The organism is Arthrobacter methylotrophus (assembly GCF_039539965.1).
Lineage (GTDB): Bacteria > Actinomycetota > Actinomycetes > Actinomycetales > Micrococcaceae > Arthrobacter > Arthrobacter methylotrophus.
Window position 1 is genome coordinate 862,356 of record NZ_BAABED010000001.1, and the last position, 20,580, is coordinate 882,935.

General features: G+C 62.5%; 24 protein-coding genes. 14 read left to right on the forward strand and 10 right to left on the reverse strand.

What is annotated here, in order from left to right:
* Positions 1-63 precede the first annotated feature (63 nt).
* On the forward strand, positions 64-873 hold the full coding sequence (locus ABD884_RS04320; RefSeq protein ID WP_345037674.1) for a type IV toxin-antitoxin system AbiEi family antitoxin domain-containing protein: 810 nt from the start codon (positions 64-66) through the stop codon (positions 871-873).
* Positions 874-1,104: 231 nt separating this feature from the next.
* On the opposite strand, the gene ABD884_RS04325 is transcribed toward ABD884_RS04320, so the two are convergent.
* On the reverse strand, positions 1,105-1,347 hold the full coding sequence (locus ABD884_RS04325; protein ID WP_345037680.1) for a putative acetyltransferase: 243 nt from the start codon (positions 1,345-1,347) through the stop codon (positions 1,105-1,107).
* 137 nt (positions 1,348-1,484) lie between these two features.
* Between ABD884_RS04325 and fdxA the strand changes: the two genes are divergently transcribed.
* From fdxA to ABD884_RS04340, 3 genes are all read left to right on the forward strand, one after another.
* Positions 1,485-1,811: a ferredoxin gene (gene fdxA / locus ABD884_RS04330; RefSeq protein ID WP_018776555.1), complete on the forward strand. Its 327-nt coding sequence runs from the start codon at positions 1,485-1,487 to the stop codon at positions 1,809-1,811.
* 15 nt (positions 1,812-1,826) lie between these two features.
* Positions 1,827-2,975: a succinyldiaminopimelate transaminase gene (dapC, locus tag ABD884_RS04335; protein WP_345054531.1), complete on the forward strand. Its 1,149-nt coding sequence runs from the start codon at positions 1,827-1,829 to the stop codon at positions 2,973-2,975.
* Between the two features lie 230 nt (positions 2,976-3,205).
* Positions 3,206-4,489: a citrate synthase gene (locus tag ABD884_RS04340; protein WP_028264945.1), complete on the forward strand. Its 1,284-nt coding sequence runs from the start codon at positions 3,206-3,208 to the stop codon at positions 4,487-4,489.
* Between the two features lie 69 nt (positions 4,490-4,558).
* On the opposite strand, the gene galE is transcribed toward ABD884_RS04340, so the two are convergent.
* A complete protein-coding gene (gene galE / locus ABD884_RS04345) occupies positions 4,559-5,572 on the reverse strand; it encodes a UDP-glucose 4-epimerase GalE (protein ID WP_345037713.1) in 1,014 nt (337 codons plus the stop codon).
* Between the two features lie 114 nt (positions 5,573-5,686).
* Here galE and ABD884_RS04350 point away from each other — a divergent pair, with 114 nt between their 5' ends.
* Complete coding sequence (locus tag ABD884_RS04350) at positions 5,687-6,313, forward strand: TetR/AcrR family transcriptional regulator (protein ID WP_345037721.1); 627 nt, start codon at positions 5,687-5,689, stop codon at positions 6,311-6,313.
* Positions 6,314-6,377: 64 nt separating this feature from the next.
* Positions 6,378-6,989, forward strand: coding sequence for a hypothetical protein (locus tag ABD884_RS04355; protein ID WP_345037725.1), 612 nt, complete (start codon positions 6,378-6,380; stop codon positions 6,987-6,989).
* 34 nt (positions 6,990-7,023) lie between these two features.
* Here the strand turns inward: ABD884_RS04355 and ABD884_RS04360 are convergent, their stop codons facing one another.
* Positions 7,024-7,866 (reverse strand): transglycosylase SLT domain-containing protein, encoded by an 843-nt coding sequence (locus ABD884_RS04360; protein ID WP_345037731.1) that lies wholly within the window; start codon positions 7,864-7,866, stop codon positions 7,024-7,026.
* Between the two features lie 11 nt (positions 7,867-7,877).
* Positions 7,878-8,903, reverse strand: a complete 1,026-nt coding sequence (gene dapD / locus ABD884_RS04365) for a 2,3,4,5-tetrahydropyridine-2,6-dicarboxylate N-succinyltransferase (RefSeq protein WP_345037736.1) — start codon at positions 8,901-8,903, stop codon at positions 7,878-7,880.
* A gap of 85 nt (positions 8,904-8,988) precedes the next feature.
* Here dapD and dapE point away from each other — a divergent pair, with 85 nt between their 5' ends.
* Complete coding sequence (gene dapE / locus ABD884_RS04370) at positions 8,989-10,113, forward strand: succinyl-diaminopimelate desuccinylase (protein ID WP_345037744.1); 1,125 nt, start codon at positions 8,989-8,991, stop codon at positions 10,111-10,113.
* A 51-nt stretch (positions 10,114-10,164) separates the two neighbouring features.
* Here dapE and ABD884_RS04375 read toward each other — a convergent pair whose 3' ends face one another.
* The 4 genes from ABD884_RS04375 to ABD884_RS04390 all read right to left on the reverse strand — a co-directional run bounded on the left by ABD884_RS04375 (position 10,165) and on the right by ABD884_RS04390 (position 13,442).
* A complete protein-coding gene (locus ABD884_RS04375) occupies positions 10,165-11,019 on the reverse strand; it encodes an amino acid ABC transporter permease (RefSeq protein WP_345037755.1) in 855 nt (284 codons plus the stop codon).
* Positions 11,016-11,663 (reverse strand): amino acid ABC transporter permease, encoded by a 648-nt coding sequence (locus ABD884_RS04380; protein ID WP_345037766.1) that lies wholly within the window; start codon positions 11,661-11,663, stop codon positions 11,016-11,018. The genes ABD884_RS04375 and ABD884_RS04380 overlap by 4 nt, the downstream gene beginning before the upstream one ends.
* Before the next feature lie 74 nt (positions 11,664-11,737).
* The gene (locus tag ABD884_RS04385) at positions 11,738-12,637 is read right to left on the reverse strand and encodes a glutamate ABC transporter substrate-binding protein (RefSeq protein WP_345037770.1); all 900 of its coding nucleotides are present in this window, start codon (positions 12,635-12,637) and stop codon (positions 11,738-11,740) included.
* A 49-nt stretch (positions 12,638-12,686) separates the two neighbouring features.
* The gene (locus ABD884_RS04390) at positions 12,687-13,442 is read right to left on the reverse strand and encodes an amino acid ABC transporter ATP-binding protein (RefSeq protein WP_345037781.1); all 756 of its coding nucleotides are present in this window, start codon (positions 13,440-13,442) and stop codon (positions 12,687-12,689) included.
* A gap of 183 nt (positions 13,443-13,625) precedes the next feature.
* On the opposite strand from ABD884_RS04390, the gene ABD884_RS04395 reads away from it, so the two are divergent.
* The 4 genes from ABD884_RS04395 to ABD884_RS04410 all read left to right on the forward strand — a co-directional run bounded on the left by ABD884_RS04395 (position 13,626) and on the right by ABD884_RS04410 (position 16,496).
* Positions 13,626-14,477: an LOG family protein gene (locus ABD884_RS04395; protein WP_345037787.1), complete on the forward strand. Its 852-nt coding sequence runs from the start codon at positions 13,626-13,628 to the stop codon at positions 14,475-14,477.
* A gap of 40 nt (positions 14,478-14,517) precedes the next feature.
* On the forward strand, positions 14,518-14,844 hold the full coding sequence (locus ABD884_RS04400) for a DivIVA domain-containing protein (protein ID WP_345037792.1): 327 nt from the start codon (positions 14,518-14,520) through the stop codon (positions 14,842-14,844).
* Positions 14,841-16,097 (forward strand): hypothetical protein, encoded by a 1,257-nt coding sequence (locus tag ABD884_RS04405; RefSeq protein WP_345037797.1) that lies wholly within the window; start codon positions 14,841-14,843, stop codon positions 16,095-16,097. The genes ABD884_RS04400 and ABD884_RS04405 overlap by 4 nt, the downstream gene beginning before the upstream one ends.
* Before the next feature lie 231 nt (positions 16,098-16,328).
* Positions 16,329-16,496, forward strand: a complete 168-nt coding sequence (locus ABD884_RS04410) for a DUF3117 domain-containing protein (RefSeq protein ID WP_009357720.1) — start codon at positions 16,329-16,331, stop codon at positions 16,494-16,496.
* A 75-nt stretch (positions 16,497-16,571) separates the two neighbouring features.
* Here ABD884_RS04410 and ABD884_RS04415 read toward each other — a convergent pair whose 3' ends face one another.
* A complete protein-coding gene (locus tag ABD884_RS04415; protein ID WP_028264931.1) occupies positions 16,572-17,204 on the reverse strand; it encodes an O-methyltransferase in 633 nt (210 codons plus the stop codon).
* A gap of 269 nt (positions 17,205-17,473) precedes the next feature.
* Between ABD884_RS04415 and sigE the strand changes: the two genes are divergently transcribed.
* Genes sigE through ABD884_RS04430 form a run of 3 tightly spaced genes read left to right on the forward strand, consistent with a single transcriptional unit; the run spans position 17,474 to position 19,448 of the window.
* Positions 17,474-18,118 carry an RNA polymerase sigma factor SigE gene (gene sigE / locus ABD884_RS04420; RefSeq protein ID WP_345037818.1) on the forward strand — a complete coding sequence of 215 codons (645 nt, stop codon included), beginning with the start codon at positions 17,474-17,476 and terminating at the stop codon, positions 18,116-18,118.
* A gap of 36 nt (positions 18,119-18,154) precedes the next feature.
* Entirely contained in the window at positions 18,155-19,033 is an 879-nt protein-coding gene (locus ABD884_RS04425; protein WP_345037824.1) for a hypothetical protein, read from the forward strand.
* A gap of 31 nt (positions 19,034-19,064) precedes the next feature.
* Positions 19,065-19,448, forward strand: a complete 384-nt coding sequence (locus tag ABD884_RS04430; protein WP_028264928.1) for a twin-arginine translocase TatA/TatE family subunit — start codon at positions 19,065-19,067, stop codon at positions 19,446-19,448.
* A 3-nt stretch (positions 19,449-19,451) separates the two neighbouring features.
* On the opposite strand, the gene ABD884_RS04435 is transcribed toward ABD884_RS04430, so the two are convergent.
* Positions 19,452-20,579 carry an Mrp/NBP35 family ATP-binding protein gene (locus ABD884_RS04435; RefSeq protein ID WP_345037863.1) on the reverse strand — a complete coding sequence of 376 codons (1,128 nt, stop codon included), beginning with the start codon at positions 20,577-20,579 and terminating at the stop codon, positions 19,452-19,454.
* Between the last annotated feature and the right edge of the window lies 1 nt (position 20,580).

Genomic DNA, 20,580 nt, shown 5'->3' on the forward strand with positions numbered 1-20,580 from the left:
GTTTGTCCACATAGCCAATTTTGACTCTTCCGCTCCTCGGATCTGGGCCGGAACGATGGGTCCATGGTGAAGATCAGTGGAGTCATTTCAGAGTACGACGGCGTGGCGCGGGCCAAGCACCTCGCAGCGGCCGGGGTCTCGCACTTCCAGCTGAAATCAGCGTTGGCAAGCGGCCGGATTCTGCGCGTAGCCCGTGGGGTCTACGCCGTGCCGGACGCCAATCCCGTTTTGCGCGCCATTCGCTCCCTTCCCGCCGAACCGGCTTGTGTCTCCGCCGCTGAACTAGCCGGGCTGTGGGTTCTGAATAGCCCCCGATGTCCCCACGTCGCGGTCCCGCATAGCCGAAAGTATGAGGGTTTCCTGTGTCATCGGTCCGCGGCGCCGCCCACCCTGATGGATTCGGTGGTCCAGGCCTTGCGCTGCTTGCCGGACCTGGATGGGCTCGTCATTGCCGAATCTGCGGTGGTCCTCGGCCGGCTGCCACTCTCGGGCCTGAGGAGGAGGCTTGACGGGCGTAATGATGCGCACCAGCGGAGACTCGTGTCGAGGATCGTGCCACAATCGCAGTCGATTATCGAGTGTATCGCGCGCTATCACCTGCGGAATGCAGGCTTTCACGTTGAGTCGCAGGTGAACATTCCGGGCATGGGGCATCTGGATTTGATGGTGGACGGAAGACTGGGGATTGAGACCGACGGGGCAGGTTTCCACATGGACAAGCCGAGCTTCGAGGAGGATCGTCGTCGCTGGAATGTCACCACCAGGCTCGGCGTTCCGACCTTGGTGGTGAGCTATTCCATGTTGAAGCATCGGCCTCGAGAATTTGTTGCCATGGTCCGGGAAACTTTGAGGACTCTCGACTGCGCGGCGTGATAGTCAGCCCCCGGGAGCGTGCTCATGCTCACTACCGCCCGAAGGGACATGCGCCGAGCTCGCGGTCAAGCATGGACATGTTCCTCGCCCAGATTCCATCGACCAAGGGACATACTCGTTGCTCGGAGCTATGAATGGGCATATTGGCATTATGCCCATTGGTTGGAACAAACAGGGGGCATGTCCGGCGGGTGGGCGCAGAAAGGGGCATGCTCGTGGGTGGGGGTGGGGCTACCGTGGGGTGGTGCGGGGGCCTCGGCGTGCCGGGGGAGGGGGGACCTCCTTTGCCGCCACCACAAGCGCCAGCGGGATCTCGACGTCGGACCGGCGGGTGCGGATGGTACACGCACCATCGGTGACGGAGAGCAGGTAGCCGAGGGCGTCGGTAAAGCCAGTATTCACCCGGTAACGGACAACTATCCGTGTTCCGGATACGGTATTGAGCAGGAAATCCTGGGGGCGGGGCAAACTCACCAGTTCATAGTAGGACGCCCGGCTAGGTTGGGGTGTTCCGGCTGGTGGATAATAGGCTCAGAATTCGATGTACCGGCTACAGGGCCGGTGGTACTACCCGGAAAATTGACCGGGATAACTGTGGAGAGGCAAGGGACGTGACCTACGTAATCGCGCAGCCGTGTGTGGACGTCAAGGACAAGGCGTGTATTGAAGAATGCCCTGTCGACTGCATCTACGAAGGCGAACGTTCCCTCTATATCCACCCGGATGAGTGCGTGGACTGCGGCGCCTGCGAACCCGTGTGCCCGGTGGAAGCGATCTACTACGAGGACGACACCCCGGAGGAATGGGCGGACTACTACAAGGCCAACGTCGAGTTCTTCGATGACCTCGGGTCCCCGGGTGGAGCTGCCAAGATCGGCAACACCGGTAAGGACCACCCGTTCATCGCTGCGTTGCCCCCGCAGAACCAAGACCATTAAGAACGGTTGCTTCCTTTGATTTCTGCGGCGCCTGCCTTTGGACTCAATCTGCCTGACTACCCTTGGGAGGCCATGGCTCCGTATGCGGCCAAGGCTGCACAACATCCGGGCGGGGTGGTCAACCTCTCCATTGGAACTCCCGTGGATCCTACGCCGGAACTCATTCGGGAGGCACTTGCCGGCGCAGCGGACGCGCACGGTTACCCCACCGTCCACGGCACGGAAGCTCTTCGCGAGGCCGTGTCGGGCTGGTTCGCCAGCCGTCGCGGAGTCTCCGGGATAGACCCCAAGGACATTATGCCCACGGTCGGCTCCAAGGAACTGGTGGCATGGCTGCCGTTCCTGCTGGGCCTGAGGGCAGGCGATGTCGTGGTCCGTCCCACTGTGGCCTACCCGACGTATGACATCGGCGCTATGCTTGCCGGCGCCACTGCGGTCGCTGCTGACAGCCTGGACGAACTGGACTCCGCCACCCGTGCCAGGGTCCGCCTTATCTGGATCAATTCCCCGGGCAATCCGACCGGAAGTGTGCGCGACGTCGAATCACTTCGGCAGATCGTGGCCCAGGCCCGTGAGATCGGCGCCGTTGTTGCGTCGGACGAATGCTATGCCGAACTCGGCTGGGGTCAATGGGATGCCCAGCGCGGCGGCGAAGCGGTACCCAGCATCCTCGACCCGCGTGTCACCGGCGGGTCCACGGACGGTCTGTTGTGTGTCTACTCGCTCAGCAAGCAGTCGAACCTGGCGGGCTACCGGGCCGCCTTCGTTGCCGGCGACTCGACGATCGTGGCGAATCTGGTCAACAGCCGCAAGCACGCAGGCATGATCGTGCCCTACCCGGTCCAGGAAGCCATGCGCGTGGCGCTCGGCGATGCCGGACACGTACTGGCGCAAAAGGACCTCTACCGCGGGCGCCGCGAACGCCTCCTGCCGGCACTGCAGAACTTTGGCCTGAAGATCCACGAGTCAAAAGCCGGACTGTACTTGTGGGCTACCGCAGGGGAGGCGACGTGGGACGCTGTCCAGCGCTTCGCTGACTTGGGCATCGTCGTTGGGCCCGGAGTATTCTATGGCGACGCCGGGAACGGCTTCATCCGCGTGGCGCTCACGGGGACCGACGAACGCATCGACGCCGCAATCGAACGCTTGAACGCCGCACCATAACAATCCTGTGACTTGCGGCACAGGGCGCGTCATTCCGCCAGTAACCGTCGCTTGTGGATTAGTTTGTCCCGCTGACTGGCGGTAGCTTTTAAGTGACTATCAATGGTGGCTTTCTCTACGAAGGCAGTCCGGCCGATGGCGTCTGCACTTGCAGGGCCGGGGCGGGTGTCACCAGATGTTGGTTGGATCAAGCTTTCGACCGAGGCCCAGAGCCTCATGAAGGGGACTCCATGACTGAGACCACCAGTGCTACCCTGCGCCATGCCGGCGGAGAGCTCGAGCTCCCGCGGATCAAGGTTGTCGAAGGGAACGAAGGATACGACGTTTCCAAGCTGCTGAAGCAGACGGGCGCCGTCGCCTATGACCCCGGCTTCATGAACACCGCCGCCACCACGTCGGCAATCACCTACATCGATGGCGATGCCGGCATCCTGCGCTACCGGGGATACCCGATCGAGCAGCTTGCACAGCACTCCAGCTTCCTGGAGGTTTCCTACCTGCTGATCTACGGCAACCTGCCCACGCCTACCGAGCTGGACGCGTTCGACCAGCGCATCCGCCACCACACACTGCTCCACGAAGAACTCAAGGGTTTCTTCGGCGGCTTCCCGCGTGATGCGCATCCGATGCCGGTCCTGTCTTCGGCTGTCTCCGCGTTGTCGACGTTTTACCAGGACTCCTTGGACCCGTTCAACCCGGAGCATGTGGAAGTGTCCACCATCCGCCTGATGGCGAAGCTCCCGGTCATCGCGGCCTACGCCCATAAGAAGTCCATTGGCCAGCCCATGCTGTACCCGGATAACTCCATGAACCTCGTGGAGAACTTCCTGCGGTTGAGCTTCGGCCTGCCGGCGGAACAGTACGAATTGGATCCGGTCGTCGTCAAGGCGCTGGACCTCCTGCTCATCCTGCACGCGGACCACGAGCAGAACTGCTCCACGTCGACCGTGCGCCTGGTGGGCTCGTCGAACGCGAACTTGTTCGCTTCCGTTTCCGCAGGCATCAACGCCCTCTTCGGCCCCGCGCACGGCGGCGCCAACGAGGCCGTGCTGAAGATGCTGCGCCAGATCCAAGCCGACGGCGTTAAGCCCGAGGACTACATGGAGAAGGTCAAGAACAAGGAGGACGGTGTTCGCCTCATGGGCTTCGGACACCGGGTCTACAAGAACTACGACCCGCGCGCGAAGATCATCAAGGCGACGGCACACGAAATCCTGGGCAAGCTCGGCGGCAACGACGAACTCCTGGATATCGCTATGCGTCTTGAAGAGAAGGCCTTGGCTGACGACTACTTCATCCAGCGCAAGCTCTACCCGAATGTCGACTTCTACACGGGCCTGATCTACAAGGCCATGGGTTTCCCGGAGAAGATGTTCACCGTCCTGTTCGCGATCGGGCGCCTTCCCGGCTGGATCGCCCAGTGGCGCGAAATGATCAACGATCCTCAGACGAAGATCGGCCGCCCGCGGCAGCTCTACACCGGGGAACCGGAACGCGACTACCCGGCGATCTAGACTCTAACGCGGGGTCACTTACGGCCTGTCCCGGAGGACATCATGGGCCGTAAGTGACCCCGCGTTGCATTATGAGCTGTAGCCGAGCGGGTTGTTCTTCTGCCAGCGCCAATGGTCCTCGCACATTTGATCCACGGTCTTCGTGGTGGACCAGCTGAGGTCCGCCAGGGCGGATGAGGCGTCGGCCCAGAACGCGGGCAGGTCTCCGGCTCGGCGTCCCGTGATCTCGTACGGCAGCGCGTGGCCCACGGCCTGTTCGAAGGCGTGGAGCATCTCCAACACGGAGGTACCCTTTCCGGAGCCAAGGTTCCAGCGGTGTACTCCTGGGCGGACCGCGACGTAGTCCAACGCGGCGACATGGCCTTCAGCGAGGTCGACCACGTGGATGTAATCCCGTAGGCAGGTGCCGTCCGGGGTGTCATAGTCTCCACCGAACACCATGAGCTTTTCACGGCGGCCGACGGCAACTTGGGCGATGTACGGAACCAGGTTGTTCGGGATGCCCTGCGGGTCCTCGCCGATCCTGCCGGAGGGGTGCGCGCCCACCGGGTTGAAGTAGCGCAGCAGGGCGATGTGCCAACGTTCGTCCGCTGCGCCGAGGTCCGTCAGGACGTCCTCGATCTGCTCCTTGGTACGGCCATAAGGGTTGTTCGCCCCGATCTCCATCTTCTCAACATAGGGGATGGGGTTGTGCTCGCCGTACACGGTTGCCGAGGAACTGAAGACGATGGAGCGGACGCCGTATTTGTCCATGGCTCGGAGCAGGTTCAGCGTTCCCCCAACGTTGTTGTAGTAGTAGTTCAGCGGCTCCTCCACGGATTCGCCAACTGCCTTCAGCCCGGCGAAATGAATCACGGCGTCGATACTGTGCTGATCGAACACAGACTCAAGCGCGCCCGCATCCACGAGATCTACGTGGTGGAACGCTGCCGCCTTTCCTGCGAGTTCAACAACGCGGCGCAGGGACTCTTCGCTTGAATTCACGAGGTTGTCTACCACGAGGACTTCGTGTCCGGCTTCCAGAAGGGACAGGACGGTGTGCGATCCGATGTAGCCGGTGCCGCCCGTGACAAGAATTCTCATGCAACCAACGCTAACCGAACTTGGGCCGTGTCCGCTGACTGTTGCGTGCGCCACAGTCTTGCCACGCCCGGGTGGCGAACCCGCGGTACAAGCACATTTGTGCTAAAAAGATCTGTGCCCAAGATTGTTGATGCCGAAGCCCGGCGCCAGGAAGTAGTCGAAGCCGTCTTCAGGATCATCGCCTCGGATGGCCTGGAGCGTGCCTCATTGCGGGAGGTGGCTGACGAGGCCGGACTTGCCGTTGGCTCGGTCCGCCACTACTTTGCCAGCAGCGATGAATTGCTGGTCCATTCCTTTGCCGTGGTCATCGACAGGATCGCCGCGCGGCTCGAGGAAGCGTTCGCCGTCGTCGAATCCTCGGAGCCGGGCTCGGCTGAACACGATGCCGCCGTGTTAACCCTGCTGGGTCAATTCCTGCCGCTCGACGAGGAACTGGCCGTCGACGCCTGCGTCTGGATTGCATTCCGGCATGCGGCGCGGATCAAGCCCGTACTCGAACAAGAAGCCGCACGCAGCCACCGTGCCGTGGCCGCCGTCGTCGGCCGCTTGGTAATGCGACTGATGCCCGACGGCGGGGCCGGCCAGGAGCGCCTGGTAACCGAGGCCGAGCGCCTCTTGGCGACCCTCGACGGATTGTGCATGCATGCCCTGCTGCAGCCGGAGTGGATGACGGCCGGGGTCTGCCGCGACGTTCTGACCGCGCATCTGGACACTCTTGTTGGGCTCCCATCCAACCGTTAACGTCAAGGCTCATCGGGAATAGACTGGAACCCTGAGCGGGCACCTGCCAAGGGAGGCAATTCGGATGCATGACACAGGCGGTCAGGGGTGGCGGATCACCATGGACACCTCAGGACCGATGCTCATTGCCTTGTATCTGAGAGACGTTGCCGGACTGGACGGAGCCGGAAGGCCGGCGCTCTCCCATGCCACACCCAAAGTGAGGCACGCGGACCACACACACCTTACCGCCGAAGTAGGCGGGATGCCGGCCCTCAAGACCGAGTGGGAAGCATGGTGGGAGCAACTTCTGAAAGCGTATCCCGACGCCGCGCCAGAGCTTTCACCCCCAGGTTTCAATGCTTTCGGCAACTCGCCTGCCCTCCGCAGGGTCCTGCAGGCACACTTCGGTGCTGCCCTCACGTGGGCCCGTGAACGCGTCGAAGAGTACGAAAAGCTTGAAGCCGAGCGCGAGGCCAGCGGTGCCACGATGCTTCTTGGTGACATGGTGGAGGACCGCTTGCTGGAGGTCGGACGGAGTTCCCGGGACTTCAACCTGAAGATCATCGAATTGCCCCTCAACGAGCCGAGGGCCTGGTACCTCGAGCCTGACAAGATGATCATGAGCGAGGGTCTGTTGTCCCAGCCGGAGATATTCCGCAGCTACGTCCAGCCAGTGGTTGAACTACTGGTCTGAGGCGCGGGGTGGGGACTGGACTACCGGGCAGGGACTACGTCTTCGGAGCCGAAACCGTGATAGTCACCGCTCCCGATCCTGCCGTGGAATCCTGCCAGCCTTTGCGATCCTGCCGGTTCCACGTCGCGCCTGCCACGTCCACCTGAGTCACCGAGAGCGCTTTGGCATTCGCCACCGCCCACTGGGCCACAGCCCACGACTGGGGAGCAGTGACGTTCAGCTGGACCGTTCGGCCTTGGGCCACGGCCGGCAGAGACCCGAACGCCGTCGTCATCGCATCCACAACGGCGTTCGGATCACCGGCAGTGTCTGCGGCACGGAGCGTGCAGTCCAGAGCCCTTTCGGAGTGTCCGGTCAGGGCAGACGCGTAGGCGCGGCCCATGGCTTCATGCTGCGCGTAGGCCTGAGGGAATGCGGAGTGCTGGACCGCTTGCGCAGCATCGGTGATCGCCATGGTCTCGTAGCCGGGTATCTTCACCAGGTGGTCATAGAAAGCGTTTGTCGCGTAAACGGGATCCATGACCTGCGCCTCGGTCCCCCATCCCTGGGACGGACGCTGCTGGAACAGCCCACGCGAATCGGGGCCAACCTCGTCGCCGTGGCCGATGTTGCGCAGCCTGGATTCCTGCATGGCGGTGGCGACGGCAATAGTGGCAGCGCGAGGTGGCAGCCCCCGTTTCACTGAGATAGCCGCGATCAGGGCGGCATTTGCCGCCTGGTCCGTCGCCAACTCGTAGGAATCCGAGCCGACGACGGCGGTGCAGCGCTCCGTAACCAGGGTTTCGGAGCGCTGCAGTACAGTCACTACGGCGTAGAAGGCGCCAGCCACCAAGACAAGCGCCAGCAACAAGATGATGGTGCGTCGGAGACGGCGCATCCAGATATCAGCTAGTTGGTGTGAAGGGCTTCGTTGAGCTCCACCGTCTGTCCCTTGCGGGGGAGGACCTCGACTTCACCCGTGGTGGAGTTGCGGCGGAACAGCAGGTTCGGCATGCCCGAGAGTTCCACGGCCTTGATGATGCTGCTGGTGTCCTCGCCGTTGGCGTCCTTTGGGCCGAGGATCCGTACGCGGGTTCCTGCCGTGACGTAGAGGCCGGCTTCAACCACGGAATCATCGCCGATGCTGATGCCCACGCCGGAATTCGCTCCCAGCAGTACACGCTCACCCAGGGCGATCTTTTCCTTGCCGCCACCGGACAGGGTGCCCATGATGGAGGCGCCGCCGCCGACGTCGGTGCCGTCACCGGTCACCACACCTGCGGAGATGCGGCCTTCCACCATGGAGGTGCCAAGCGTGCCGGCATTGAAGTTCACGAAGCCCTCGTGCATGACGGTGGTGCCTTCGGAGAGGTAGGCGCCCAAACGGACACGGTCTGCGTCGGCTATCCTGACGCCGCTGGGGACGACGTAGTCCACCATACGGGGGAACTTGTCCACTCCATACACGGTGACGGCGCCGCGCTTGCGGAGGCGGGCGCGGGTCACCTCAAAACCGTCCACCGCGGCGGGACCGAAGTTGGTCCACACAACGTTGGGGAGTTTGCCGAAGATACCGTCCAGGTTGATGCTGTTGGGCTGGACCAGGCGGTGCGAGAGCAGGTGAAGGCGCAAGTAGGCGTCCACGGTGTCCGCGGGGGCTTCATCCAGGTTGATCTGGGCGAAGACAACCTTCTGCTCCGTCCCGCGATCGGCGTCGCGGCTATCAGAAGCAAGGCTGGTCAACGATTCATCCGCATGCTCCACCGTTCGCAGGGACTCGGCCGCTACGCCCAGGGCCGGCGCCGGAAACCATGCGTCCAGTACTGTCGCTTCTCCGGCGTCGGAGGTGGCGATGGTGGCCAGGCCAAAGCCATAGGCGGAACGGTGGTTTGCAGATGCGCTATCGGGTGCGGCTGAGGCAGCGGTTTCAGTCATGCTGCAAGTCTATCGAGAGCCGCTGGCTGCCTCGAAACCGAGTGTGGTCCCAGGGGTCGCAATTCGCGCGGGATACAGTGGACAAGTGACCGTCGAAACTACTCCGATTCTTCTTGACCTCCGGCAAGACGTCGCGTTGCTGACCGCCGCGCTCATGGACATCAACAGCGTGTCCGGCAACGAATCCGCGTTGGCGAACGCCGTCGAGTCTGCCCTTCGCACGATCCCGGGGCTGCGGTTGGTGCGGGATGGCGACGCCATCATTGCCCGAACCGAGCTTGGACGTCCCGAGCGGGTCATCCTTGCCGGCCACCTCGATACCGTACCGTTGCCCACCGTGGAAGGTTCACTAGGCACAGTGCCGTCAACGTGGGAGTCCGGCATCGCGGGCACGGGGAATCTGTACGGACGCGGGGCAACCGACATGAAGGGCGGAGTTGCGGTACAGCTTGCCCTCGCAGCCACCATGTTCGACGGCGGCGCCGAGCCGGGCAAAGATGTCACGTTTGTCTTCTACGACCATGAGGAAGTCGAAGCCGTCAAGAGCGGCCTTGGTCGCTTGGTAAGGAACCACGGCCATCTCCTGGAAGGTGACTTCGCGATCCTCCTCGAACCCACTGACGGCACCGTGGAAGGTGGCTGCAATGGCACTAGCCGCTTCGAAGCCACCACGGTGGGGGAGGCGGCCCACTCGGCCCGGGCGTGGATGGGCAGCAATGCCATCCACGCTGCCGCCCCCATCCTCAGCCGCTTGGCTGCCTACGAACCGCGCACTGTCAACGTGGACGGGCTCGACTACCGGGAAAGCCTCAATGCCGTGAAGATCAACGGCGGTACCGCAGGCAACGTGATTCCGGACCGCTGCGTGGTGGAAATCAACTACCGATTCGCGCCGGACAAGACCCCGGACCAAGCCGAAGCCCATGTCCGTGAACTGTTGGAGGGCTTCGACGTGGTCCGCACCGATGCCGCCGCTGGCGCCAGGCCCGGCCTTAACCACCCGGCTGCCGCGTCCTTCGTTGCCGCCGTCGGCGCCGATCCCAAACCCAAATACGGGTGGACCGACGTCGCGCGCTTCAGTGAACTAGGCGTTCCCGCAGTCAATTTCGGCCCCGGCGATCCGCTGCTGGCCCATAAGGACAATGAACACGTCGACGCCGATGCCATCCGCGAGTGCCTCCGCGCCCTTCGGCTGTGGCTGGCCGACTAGCGTTTAACTGCGAACGTGGGTGTGGCCCCACGGGCCGCACCCACGTTTTGGCTAGCCCTCGGCCGCCACAATTTCCGATCTGGCTACCTTCACCACTTTGACGTTGCGGCGCATCCGGCTTTCAAGCCACTTGGCGATGCCCGCGAGGATCAGGCACATGCCCACGTACAGCACGCCGGCGATGATGGCGGAGGGGATGATGGGCGAGCCGTACTGGGCTTGGCTTCCGAAGTATTTCGCTTGGAAGAGGATTTCGTTGTAGGTCACGATGAAGCCCAACGCCGTGTCCTTGAGAATGACCACGAGCTGGGAAATGATCACCGGGAGCATTGAGCGGACCGCCTGCGGAAGCAGGATGTTCGTCATCACCGCGCTCTTGGGCAAGCCGATGGCATAGCCGGCCTCGCTCTGTCCGCGGGGGAGCGATTCAATGCCGGCGCGGAAGACTTCCGCCAGCACTGATCCGTTGTACAGCACCAGGCCGGCAACGACTGCCGTGAAAGGCGTGATGCCCTGGACGCCCAGCTGAGGTAGTCCGTAGTAGAAGATCATCATGAGGATCAGCAAGGGAACGGCACGGAAGAGTTCCGTGAATCCGTAGCAAGGCATGCTGATCCACTTGCGGTCGGAGAGCCGGCCGAACGCCAGGACCACACCGAGGACGAGGCTGAACACGGCTGCCGTGGCAAAAGCGGAAAGCGTTGCACCTACCGACTGGACGATGGTCTGCTGCACCAGCGGGAAGGTGAACAACTGCCATTTCTTCGCATCGAACTGCCCGCTTTGAGCGAAGCGGAGGACGATGAACCCGACGATGGCGATGATGACCAGGGCGGTCACGACGCCGAGAATCCTGTAGCGTGCGCGCGCTTTTGGCCCCGGGGCGTCAAAGAGAACCGAGCTCATCGGGCCACCTTCCATTTCTTTTCAAGCTTTCGCTGTGCGAAGGAAAGGATGAAAACGATCAGAACGAATATTAGTGCGACCCAGAGCAGTCCGGCCATGGCGGGTTCCCCGCGCTCGGAAAGGTTTGACCGAATGGCCCCCGCTTCGGCCACTGAAAATCCTGCAGCCACCGTGGTGTTCTTGAGCAATGCAATGAACACGCTGAACATGGGCGGGATGACCGCGCGGAAAGCCTGGGGGAGGATCACCACCGTGAGCGTTTGCGTGAACGTCAGTCCGATGGCGCGGGCAGCTTCGGCTTGGCCCACGGGAACGGTGTTGATGCCGGAGCGTACGGCCTCGGCCACGTAAGTGGCCGTGTATAGGCTGAGGCCAACGGTAGCGGCAGTCATGAAATCAATTTCGACGAGGCCAAGCTTCGGATAGCCCAAGGCAAAAAAGAACAGGACCAGCGTCAACGGGGTGTTGCGCACCACGTTGATATACAGCGTGGCTGCGGCGCGCATCGCAGGGATCGGCGAAACACGCAGCGTTGCCACGATGGTGCCCAGGATCAAGGCAAAGACCCCTGCAAAGAAGAAGAGTATGAGGGTGTTCCGGAACCCCGTGATAAAGAGATCCGAGTTGTTCAGCAGCGTATTCACAGAATGGTCGCTTTCAGCCGATATTTGAGGGGACATCCGAGGGGGCGGCTTTGAGCCGCCCCCTCAACGTTGGCTTAGTAGTTGTCCACTGCGGGCTGGGTGACCTTGGTGCCGGACTGCCCCAGGGTGGAGTCGTAGATTTTCTGCCACGTGGATCCGCCATCGGTGAACATCTTGTTGATGAACTGGCGCAGCGCAGTGTCGCCCTTCTTCAGGCCGACACCGTACTTCTCAACGGTGAATGGCTGTCCGACGACCTTCAGGCTGTCCGGCTCCTGGGCAGCGTAGCCGAGCAGGATGGCCTGGTCGGTGGTGACGGCGTCGACCTGGCCGCTCTTGAGGGCTTCGACGCACTGCGAGTACGTGTCGAACTCTGTGGTCTTGGTGCTGGGGAAGTTCGCCTTGATGTTCTGGATCGGCGTGGAACCGGTGGCCGAGCAGACGTTCTTGCCGGAGAGGTCCTTCTCACTGTTGATGGACGTGTTGTCCTTCTTGACCAGCAGGCCCTGGCCGGTCACGAAGTAGGGACCCGCGAAATCGATCAGCTGCTTGCGCTTGTCAGTGATGGAGTACGTCCCGACGTAATAGTCGATGTCGCCGTTGGTAATGGCTGACTCGCGGTTGGCGGAAGGGATTGGCTTGTATTCGATCTTGTCCTGGGAGAAGCCAAGGGATGCCGCAATCCACTGGGCAATCTGGATGTCAAAGCCGCTGTACTCACCGGTCGCAGCATCTTTGAATCCCAGGCCGGGCTGATCCTGCTTCACGCCGATCCGGACTTTCCCATTCGATTTGATGGTGTCGAATGTCGGGCTGCCCGTGATGGAAACATTCTGAGCCACGGTGAAAGGTGCGGACCCACTGCTCGGCGCCGTGGAGCCTCCGCCGCTTCCCCCACATGCGCTCAGCGACAGGGCGAGCACTGCACTTGCGGCGACCAGAAGAGATTTCCTCCGGGTGATAAAAGCCTTCATGATGTTCCTTTCATTGTGCGGCCGCACTGCGGCCCGGGTGCGGTGGGTGCTAGTGGGTCAGGAGTTTCGAGAGGAAATCCTTGGCACGGTTGCTCTGGGGATTGGTGAAGAATTCCTCGGGTTTGGCGTCTTCCACGATCTGGCCGTCCGCCATGAAGACCACACGGTCCGCAGCCTTCCTGGCAAAGCCCATCTCGTGGGTGACCACGATCATGGTCATGCCTTCCTTGGCCAGCTGGACCATGACGTCCAGGACCTCGTTGATCATTTCCGGGTCAAGGGCGGAGGTCGGCTCATCAAACAGCATGACCTTCGGTTTCATGGCGAGGGCCCGCGCGATTGCCACACGCTGCTGCTGGCCGCCGGACAATTGTGCCGGCAACTTGGGTGCCTGTTGCCCGACGCCGACCCGCTCCAACAACGCCATGGCGTCCTTGTCCGCGGTTGCCTTGCTCAGCTTCTTGACCTTGATCGGACCCAAGGTGACGTTCTCGAGGATCGTCTTGTGCGCGAAAAGGTTGAAGGACTGGAAGACCATCCCGACGTCGGCACGGAGGAGGGCGAGTTCCTTGCCTTCCTCGGGAAGTTTCTTGCCGTCGATCGAGATCTCGCCCGTGTCGATGGTCTCTAGCCGGTTGATGGCCCGGCACAGCGTCGACTTACCCGAGCCCGACGGCCCGATGACAACCACAACCTCGCCCTTCTTGACCTGGAGGTTGATGTCCTTGAGGACATGCAGTTGACCATAGTGCTTGTTGACGCCATTCAGGGAGACGAGGGTTTCGCTGGAGGCTTGAGTAGTCATACGACGAATCTAGCGAAGAAACGCCCTATGATGAGCCAGCTCACAACAACTTCCGCAGATCGTGATTCAACAGATACCTCTCTTGCAGCTTGTTGATAGGAAAGAGTGCAGCCGCGTGCGGCAACACGAACAAGAGAGCAGCGCTGGAACAGTAGTACCCGCCATCCGCGCTAGCCTATGTCAATGAGTACCAGCCAGCCCCAGGTTCCAAGTCCAGACGCTAACGGCAAAGCCACGGGCAACCGAACGGCAGCGTCAGCTCCTGCCGTTGCCGCGGAACCGCCAGCGAAGCACAAAGGACCCTTGGAGCTTCGGCGCAAACAGGCCGCCATGCCGATGTCGGACCAACGGCTCCTGGACACGCGGGGAGCGGACCACTTCATTCACACCGACCCGTGGCGGGTACTTCGAATCCAGAGCGAATTCGTCGAAGGGTTCGGTGCGCTGGCAGAGCTTGGCCCAGCGGTCAGCGTCTTCGGTTCCGCCCGCACCAAACCAGGAACCGGCTTTTACGACATGGGGGTGCAAGTCGGCCGCCATCTCGCCGAAGCCGGAGTCGCCGTCATCACAGGAGGCGGCCCCGGATCCATGGAGGCCGCCAACAGGGGTGCTGTGGAAGGCAATGGAGTGTCCGTGGGCCTGGGCATCGAACTGCCGTTTGAACAGGGCCTGAACCGGTGGGTGGACCTGGGTATCAACTTCAGGTACTTTTTCGCCCGAAAGACTATGTTCGTGAAGTACGCGCAAGGTTTCATTGTCCTGCCGGGCGGCCTGGGGACCTTGGACGAACTGTTCGAGGCGATGGTCCTGGTGCAGACCCGCAAAGTGACGTCGTTCCCCATCGTGCTGTTGGGTGTTGACTTCTGGAGCCCGATGATCGAATGGATCAAGGGGACTTTGGTAGCCGAAGGCATGGTCTCCGCGAAGGACCTGGACCTCATCCAGCTCGTTGACGATCCTGCGGATGCCGTGCACCGCGTCCTGCACGGTGTCCCGCGTCCGCCCTCGACCAATGGCGACCAGCGCCCGGAGTAGCGTTGCCTGAGCTCTCAGCTGAGTCTGGCACGATGGTGTTGTGAGCTTCTTCTTGGTCTTTCTCGCGATCGCCGTTGCCGGCGCCGTGTTGTTCCTCGGTGCCGGAATGGCCCGGTCCAGCCGCAACTCCGGCGCCGGGTTGGATGAACCAGTCCCGAACCTGCCGCCGGTTCTGCTACCGGCCGGAGCCAAGGCGTCCGACGTCGACCGCGTACGGTTTGCCTTGGGCCTGCGCGGCTACCGGATGGACCAGGTTGATCAGGTGCTCGATGAGTTGAGGGATCAACTCACCGCGCAGGAGAGGGAAATTGACCGGCTTAAGCGCTCCCTTGAAACAGCCAGGAACCAGGAAGAACCGACAGCATGACCCCGGACCTCGGAACGCGCTCCCCGAGGAGTACGCTGCGCCGCGTAGGAGCTCATGCCGCGGCCTGGCCGTGGTGGGTCCAGATCGCCCTCATCTACATCGCCGCGAGGCTTGTCAGCGCGTGCATCTTCATGGCTGCGGCATTGCAGCAAGGCGTCAATCCGTGGTTTCCGCCAACACCCGACTACTGGAACTTCATCACGATCTGGGATGGACGCTGGTACGCCGAAGCAGCGAGCAACGGTTATCCGTCCGTCCTGCCGCTGAATGCGAGCGGCAATGTCGCGGAAAATTCCTGGGCCTTCTACGCCCTGTTTCCCTACCTCGCCAGGGCACTCGGAGCACTCACCGGATTGGCCACCCTGCCGGCTCTAACGACGATTGCCATGGTCGCCGGGCTCGGGGCGGCCATGGTGGTTTACAAGCTGTTCCGGGAATATACAGGGCGCCGCACTGCTCTCTGGGCAGTCGTTTTTTTCTCGACATTCCCCGTCTCGCCCATCCTGCAGGTCCCCTACGCGGAATCCCTCAATATCCTGCTGCTGGCGGGCTCCCTTCTGCTCGTGGTGCGCCGCAAGTACCTTGCAGCGATGCCCGTGGTCTTGCTCATGTGCCTGTCGCGGCCCACTGGTGTGCCTTTCGCGGCAATGGTCGGGGTCCTTTTGCTGAATCGCCTTTGGAGGAGGTTCGGACGCCGTCCGGAGCTGACCACTGTGCCCAGGGAACTGGCTGCTCCCGCGCTCCGGGACCTTGCATCGCTGACCGGGCTGGTAGCGGTCAGCGTGGCGGGCGCACTCGCTTGGCCGGCCATTGCCTGGGCAGTCACCGGCGATCCGCTGGCCTACACGAAGACCGAAACCGTGTGGCGTGGGGATGATCTTGTTCCCTTCAAGCCGTGGTTCGAGACCGGCCAAATGCTCTTCGGGCCCGTGCTCGGGACGCTGGCGCCGTTTCTGTTCGTGGCGGTCTTTGCCCTGATGATGCTGAGCAAGCCGGTCCGGGCCTTGGGCACTGAACTGCGGCTGTGGTGCACGTGCTACATGGCGTACCTCCTGGCTTTCCTGCACCCCCAGACGAGTACGTTCCGGATGCTCCTGCCTTTGTTCCCCCTGGCGCTCAGTGCGGCATGGTTGTCTCGCTCGAAGGCCTACCGTGGCACGGTGGTGGTCATGTTCGTCCTCCTTCAGATCGTCTGGATTGTCTGGCTGTGGGCGTGGGCTCCGCTGCCGGGCGGCGGAGATTATCCTCCGTGACGCTGGGCGGCGTTTGGCCTGTTCAAGAGCGATCGCGGCCCGCCCGGAAAAGTCCATCAATTAGCTACGGGCGGGTAATTACGAGATAATGGACACAAGCAAGGACAAAAAGCACCCTCGGGTGCTCGGCGGCGACGACTGAACAGCCAAGACTGTCGACGCCGTAAATTCCACGCGGAGCCAGCCCGGCCGGGTTGGCGGGATTTGGGACAACTGGAGGGGATTTTCCTAATGGCGGCTATGAAACCACGTACTGGCGACGGCCCTATGGAAGTAACCAAAGAGGGCCGCAGCCTGATCATGCGTGTGCCGCTCGAAGGCGGAGGACGGCTGGTGGTCGAGCTCAACGCAGCAGAAGCGGCGAACCTCAAGGAATGCCTCGTAGGCGTTACTGAATAGATTCACTGGGCAGGGCCCGGCAGAAGAGCCGGCGCCCTGCTTTGATGTTTAAGCCTGGGGTATGGCGGGTGCAGACTACTTCTTGACTGCTACCAGCAAACCGTCACCGGTGGGAAGCATTGCCGAGGAGAGGCGCTCGTCATCGCGGATGGCCTTGCCGATCTGGCGCAACACCACTGTGGTGCTGTCCCTGGCGGCCGGGTTGGAAACCTTGTCCTTGTCCAAAGCGTCATTGATGACCAGCGTTCCGCCGGACTTGAGCAACCTGATGGCCTGCTCGACGTATCCGGGAAAGTTGGGCTTGTCAGCGTCGATGAACACGAGGTCGTAAGCGGAATCGGTGAGGCGCGGCAAGACATCGGCTGCGCGGCCGGAGATGGTCCGGGTCCGGTTCGCGGGGCTGCCCGACTCCAGGAAGGCCTCGCGCGCGGCCTTGAGGTGCTCGACGTCGACGTCGATCGTTGTCAGGACAGCTTGTGGGCTGAGGCCACGCAGAAGGCACACGCCGGACACTCCTGCCCCTGAACCGACCTCCACGACGGTCTGGGCCTTTGATGCCGCAGCGAGTACCGTCAGGACAGCACCGACGCCGGGGCTGACTGGAGTAACGCCCAGCTCGAACGACCGTTCACGGGCGCGAAGCAACACGTCGTCCTCGGCAGGCAGATCTTCTGCATAGGACCAGCTGGTTGACTTGTCGGCACTCATGGGGGTTCGCTTTCCAGGCAGAGGGGTGTTGTTTCCAGACTACTGGCTCCCGGCCGCTCAGCCCGGACACCTCTGGCCGCTAATTCTGTGTCTTCCCGGCGGAGTGCGGGTGTCCTTCGGACGATGTTCGCTCTGCGGGAAAAACGGACCCGTGATCAGCAAAATCCCAGACAAAACTGGGATGATATAGGTTCGACCATCCAAGTGACGGTCGGCAACGAACTCCTGAGTGACCGGCAGGATGACAAACAGTTTGAGGGGAGTGGACGATGCGGGCATCAAGTGCTGCGCCAGTCCAGACGACGGAAGCAGTCCTGGGTTCAACCGACCAGGCCCCGCCCGCGGAAGAATGGGTCAGACCTACGTGGGAAGAAGTGGTGGAGAACCACTCGGCCAAAGTCTTCCGTCTTGCCTATCGGCTGACGGGAAACAAGTTCGACGCCGAGGATCTCACCCAGGAAGTCTTTGTCCGCGTCTTCCGTTCGCTCGAAAACTTCAAGCCGGGGACGCTCGACGGCTGGTTGCACCGGATCACCACCAACCTCTTCCTCGACCAGGCACGGCGGAAGAGCCGCATCCGTTTCGATGCCTTGGCCGAAGACGCCGAATCCCGGTTGCCCGGCCGTGAGCCCGGGCCCGAGCAGAGCTTCGAGTTGAACAACCTGGACCTTGACGTCCAGCGCGCCCTGGAAGAACTTCCGCCGGACTTTCGCGCCGCCGTCGTACTTTGCGATCTTGAAGGCCTCTCCTATGACGAAGTTGCCGAAGCCTTGGGCGTGAAACTTGGGACCGTCAGGTCCCGCATCCACCGCGGCCGGACCATGCTCCGCGAAAAGCTGGCGCACCGGGATCCACGTCCGGTCCAAGCCCGCAAGCCACGGCTGAAGATGCCCCGCATCGCCGGTCTCCTTTAGCCAGCGATGGGTCTGCTGAACGGACGACGCGGTGGCTTGAACCGGGGAACTATCCGGCACAGCCGCACCCCCGGCCACCTGCAGGAATGCTCGGAATGCCAGGCTGCCGTCCTTCGTGAACGCCAGTACTTGGAGCGCCTTAGGCGTGCCGAGGTCCCCGAAGCCAGCCAGGATTTGACCAACCGGCTGCTCGAACACACCCAACGCTTGGCGCAAACCGGGTCGCCCGAGCGCAGGCCGGTCCAGCGAAGCGTCTGGCGTGGAGTACGGCTTGTCAGTGCCACTGCAGGCGGGCTCGCTGTCAGTGCCGGAATCCTGGCGGTGGCCGCCTATGCGATCGGCGGCGACGCCACGCCCCAGGCTTCCAACCGCGGAGATCAGGAAGTCCGGACCTTGGTCGGTTCAACCCTGGCCAGCAACACCGAGCAGCAGCTCGCAGTGACCGGTTCGCAGCTCGGCCTGCCTGTCACCGTGGCGGGAACTGTCAGCCTGACCGGGCAGCAGCTGGCGGAACTTCGGAAGGACGGCTGGGCCTGTCCGGACATGGCAAACATGGGATACCACGTGGTTTCCGCCCTGGCCATGATGCAGGACGGGCACCCCGCCATCGAGCTGCACTTGAGCAGCGGAGACCACCACGCGACCCTGGTGGAAGAGCACCTGGAAGGCAGCGGCACCCCCGGGACCAGGCTGTCCATCACGCAGGGAGCCATGTGGCAGGCCGTCTACGGCTCTCCGGCGGCTGTCCTGCGCTATTCCTCCGAGCTGCCGGCCGAGCAAACTGCGGGGGCGGTTCCCGAGCTTGTGAAGGCAGGAAATTCGCTCCTGGCCCGGCCCTCCGCCAGCAACCCAGGCACGTGGAATGAACGGGTGCAACGGGGCCTACGGGCGCTGGCTGGCCTGGCAGGGTTCTGAGCGGACTAGCGGACAAGGTAATCTTCGATACGTGTTTGGAATCAATGGCCCGGAGTTTTTGATCCTGCTGATCATCGGCGTAATCGTGATCGGTCCCAGCCGCTTGCCTGAATACACCCGGAAGCTGGCGAATCTGGTCAAGGAACTGCGGCGCATGGCGTCCGGAGCCCGTGAACAGATCAAGGAAGAAGTCGGCATCGACATCGATGAAGTCGACTGGAAGAAATATGACCCCCGTCAATACGATCCCCGCCGCATCATCAAGGAAGCGCTGCTCGACGATGACACAAAGCCTGTCAGCGAAGGTGCGCCCGTTGCTGCAGTAGCCGTGGATATCGCGCCGAAAGCTCCCGAGCGGGTTGTTGAACGGCTTTCCGCCGGTGAAAAGGCGCCCTTCGATTCCGAGGCCACCTAGGGATTACTTCGGCTGGATCCCGAGCGACATTCGGGCCAGCCCGCGGGGCTTGGCGTTGAGCTTGCCCGCGATGCTCTGAAGGGCCTGCGCTGCGGCCGTCTCAGGAGCCGTCAACACCACCGGGCGCCCCGCGTCGCCGCCTTCGCGCAAACGGATGTCCAAGGGGATTTGCCCCAACAGCGGCACCTCGGCTCCGACGGCGGCGCTCAGCCGCTCAGCCAGCACCAGCCCGCCGCCACTGCCGAACAATTCCATCCTGCCGCCGTCGGGCATGTCCAGGAAGGACATGTTTTCCACGACTCCGGCAAGTTTCTGGCCCGTCTGCGTTGCGATGGTGCCGGCCCTCTCGGCGACATCCGCTGCTGCTGCCTGCGGGGTGGTCACCACCAGGATTTCGGCGTTGGGAAGCAACTGCGCCACCGAGATGGCGATGTCGCCGGTGCCGGGCGGAAGATCCAAAAACAGGACATCGAGGTCACCGAAATAGACATCGGTCAGGAACTGTTCCAGTGCCCGGTGCAACATGGGGCCACGCCAAGCCACCGCCTTGTTCCCCGAAACAAACATTCCGACAGAGATCACTTTCACGCCGTAGGCCACCGGCGGGAGGATCATGTCGTCAACGCGGGTGGGCTGCTGCGTGATTCCCATGAGAGCCGGGACGGAGAAGCCATGGACATCGGCGTCGACGATTCCTATGCGCAGCCCCTGGGCCGCAAGGGCACACGCCAAGTTGACGGTCACCGAGGACTTTCCCACACCACCCTTGCCGCTGGCCACCGCGAACACCTTCGTCAGGGAGCCCGGTTCGTTGAAAGGGATTCCGCGCTGGCCGCCGGAACCGCGCAACCGTTCCTTGAGGGCATCGCGTTGAACCTGCGTCATGACTTTGAGCTCGACCTCGACGCCCGTCACGCCCGGCACCCGCTCCAAGGCAGCCGTGGCGTCGGCCGTGATTGTCTCCCGCAAGGGGCAGCCGGCGATGGTCAGCAGCACCGCCACCCGGACAGTTCCGTCCGAGTTGGCTTCCACCGCCTCCAGCATCCCCAACTCAGTGATGGGACGGCGAAGCTCGGGGTCGATGACGGTTGCCAAGGCAGCGTTGAGGGCCTCGACGGATGGTGTGCTCATG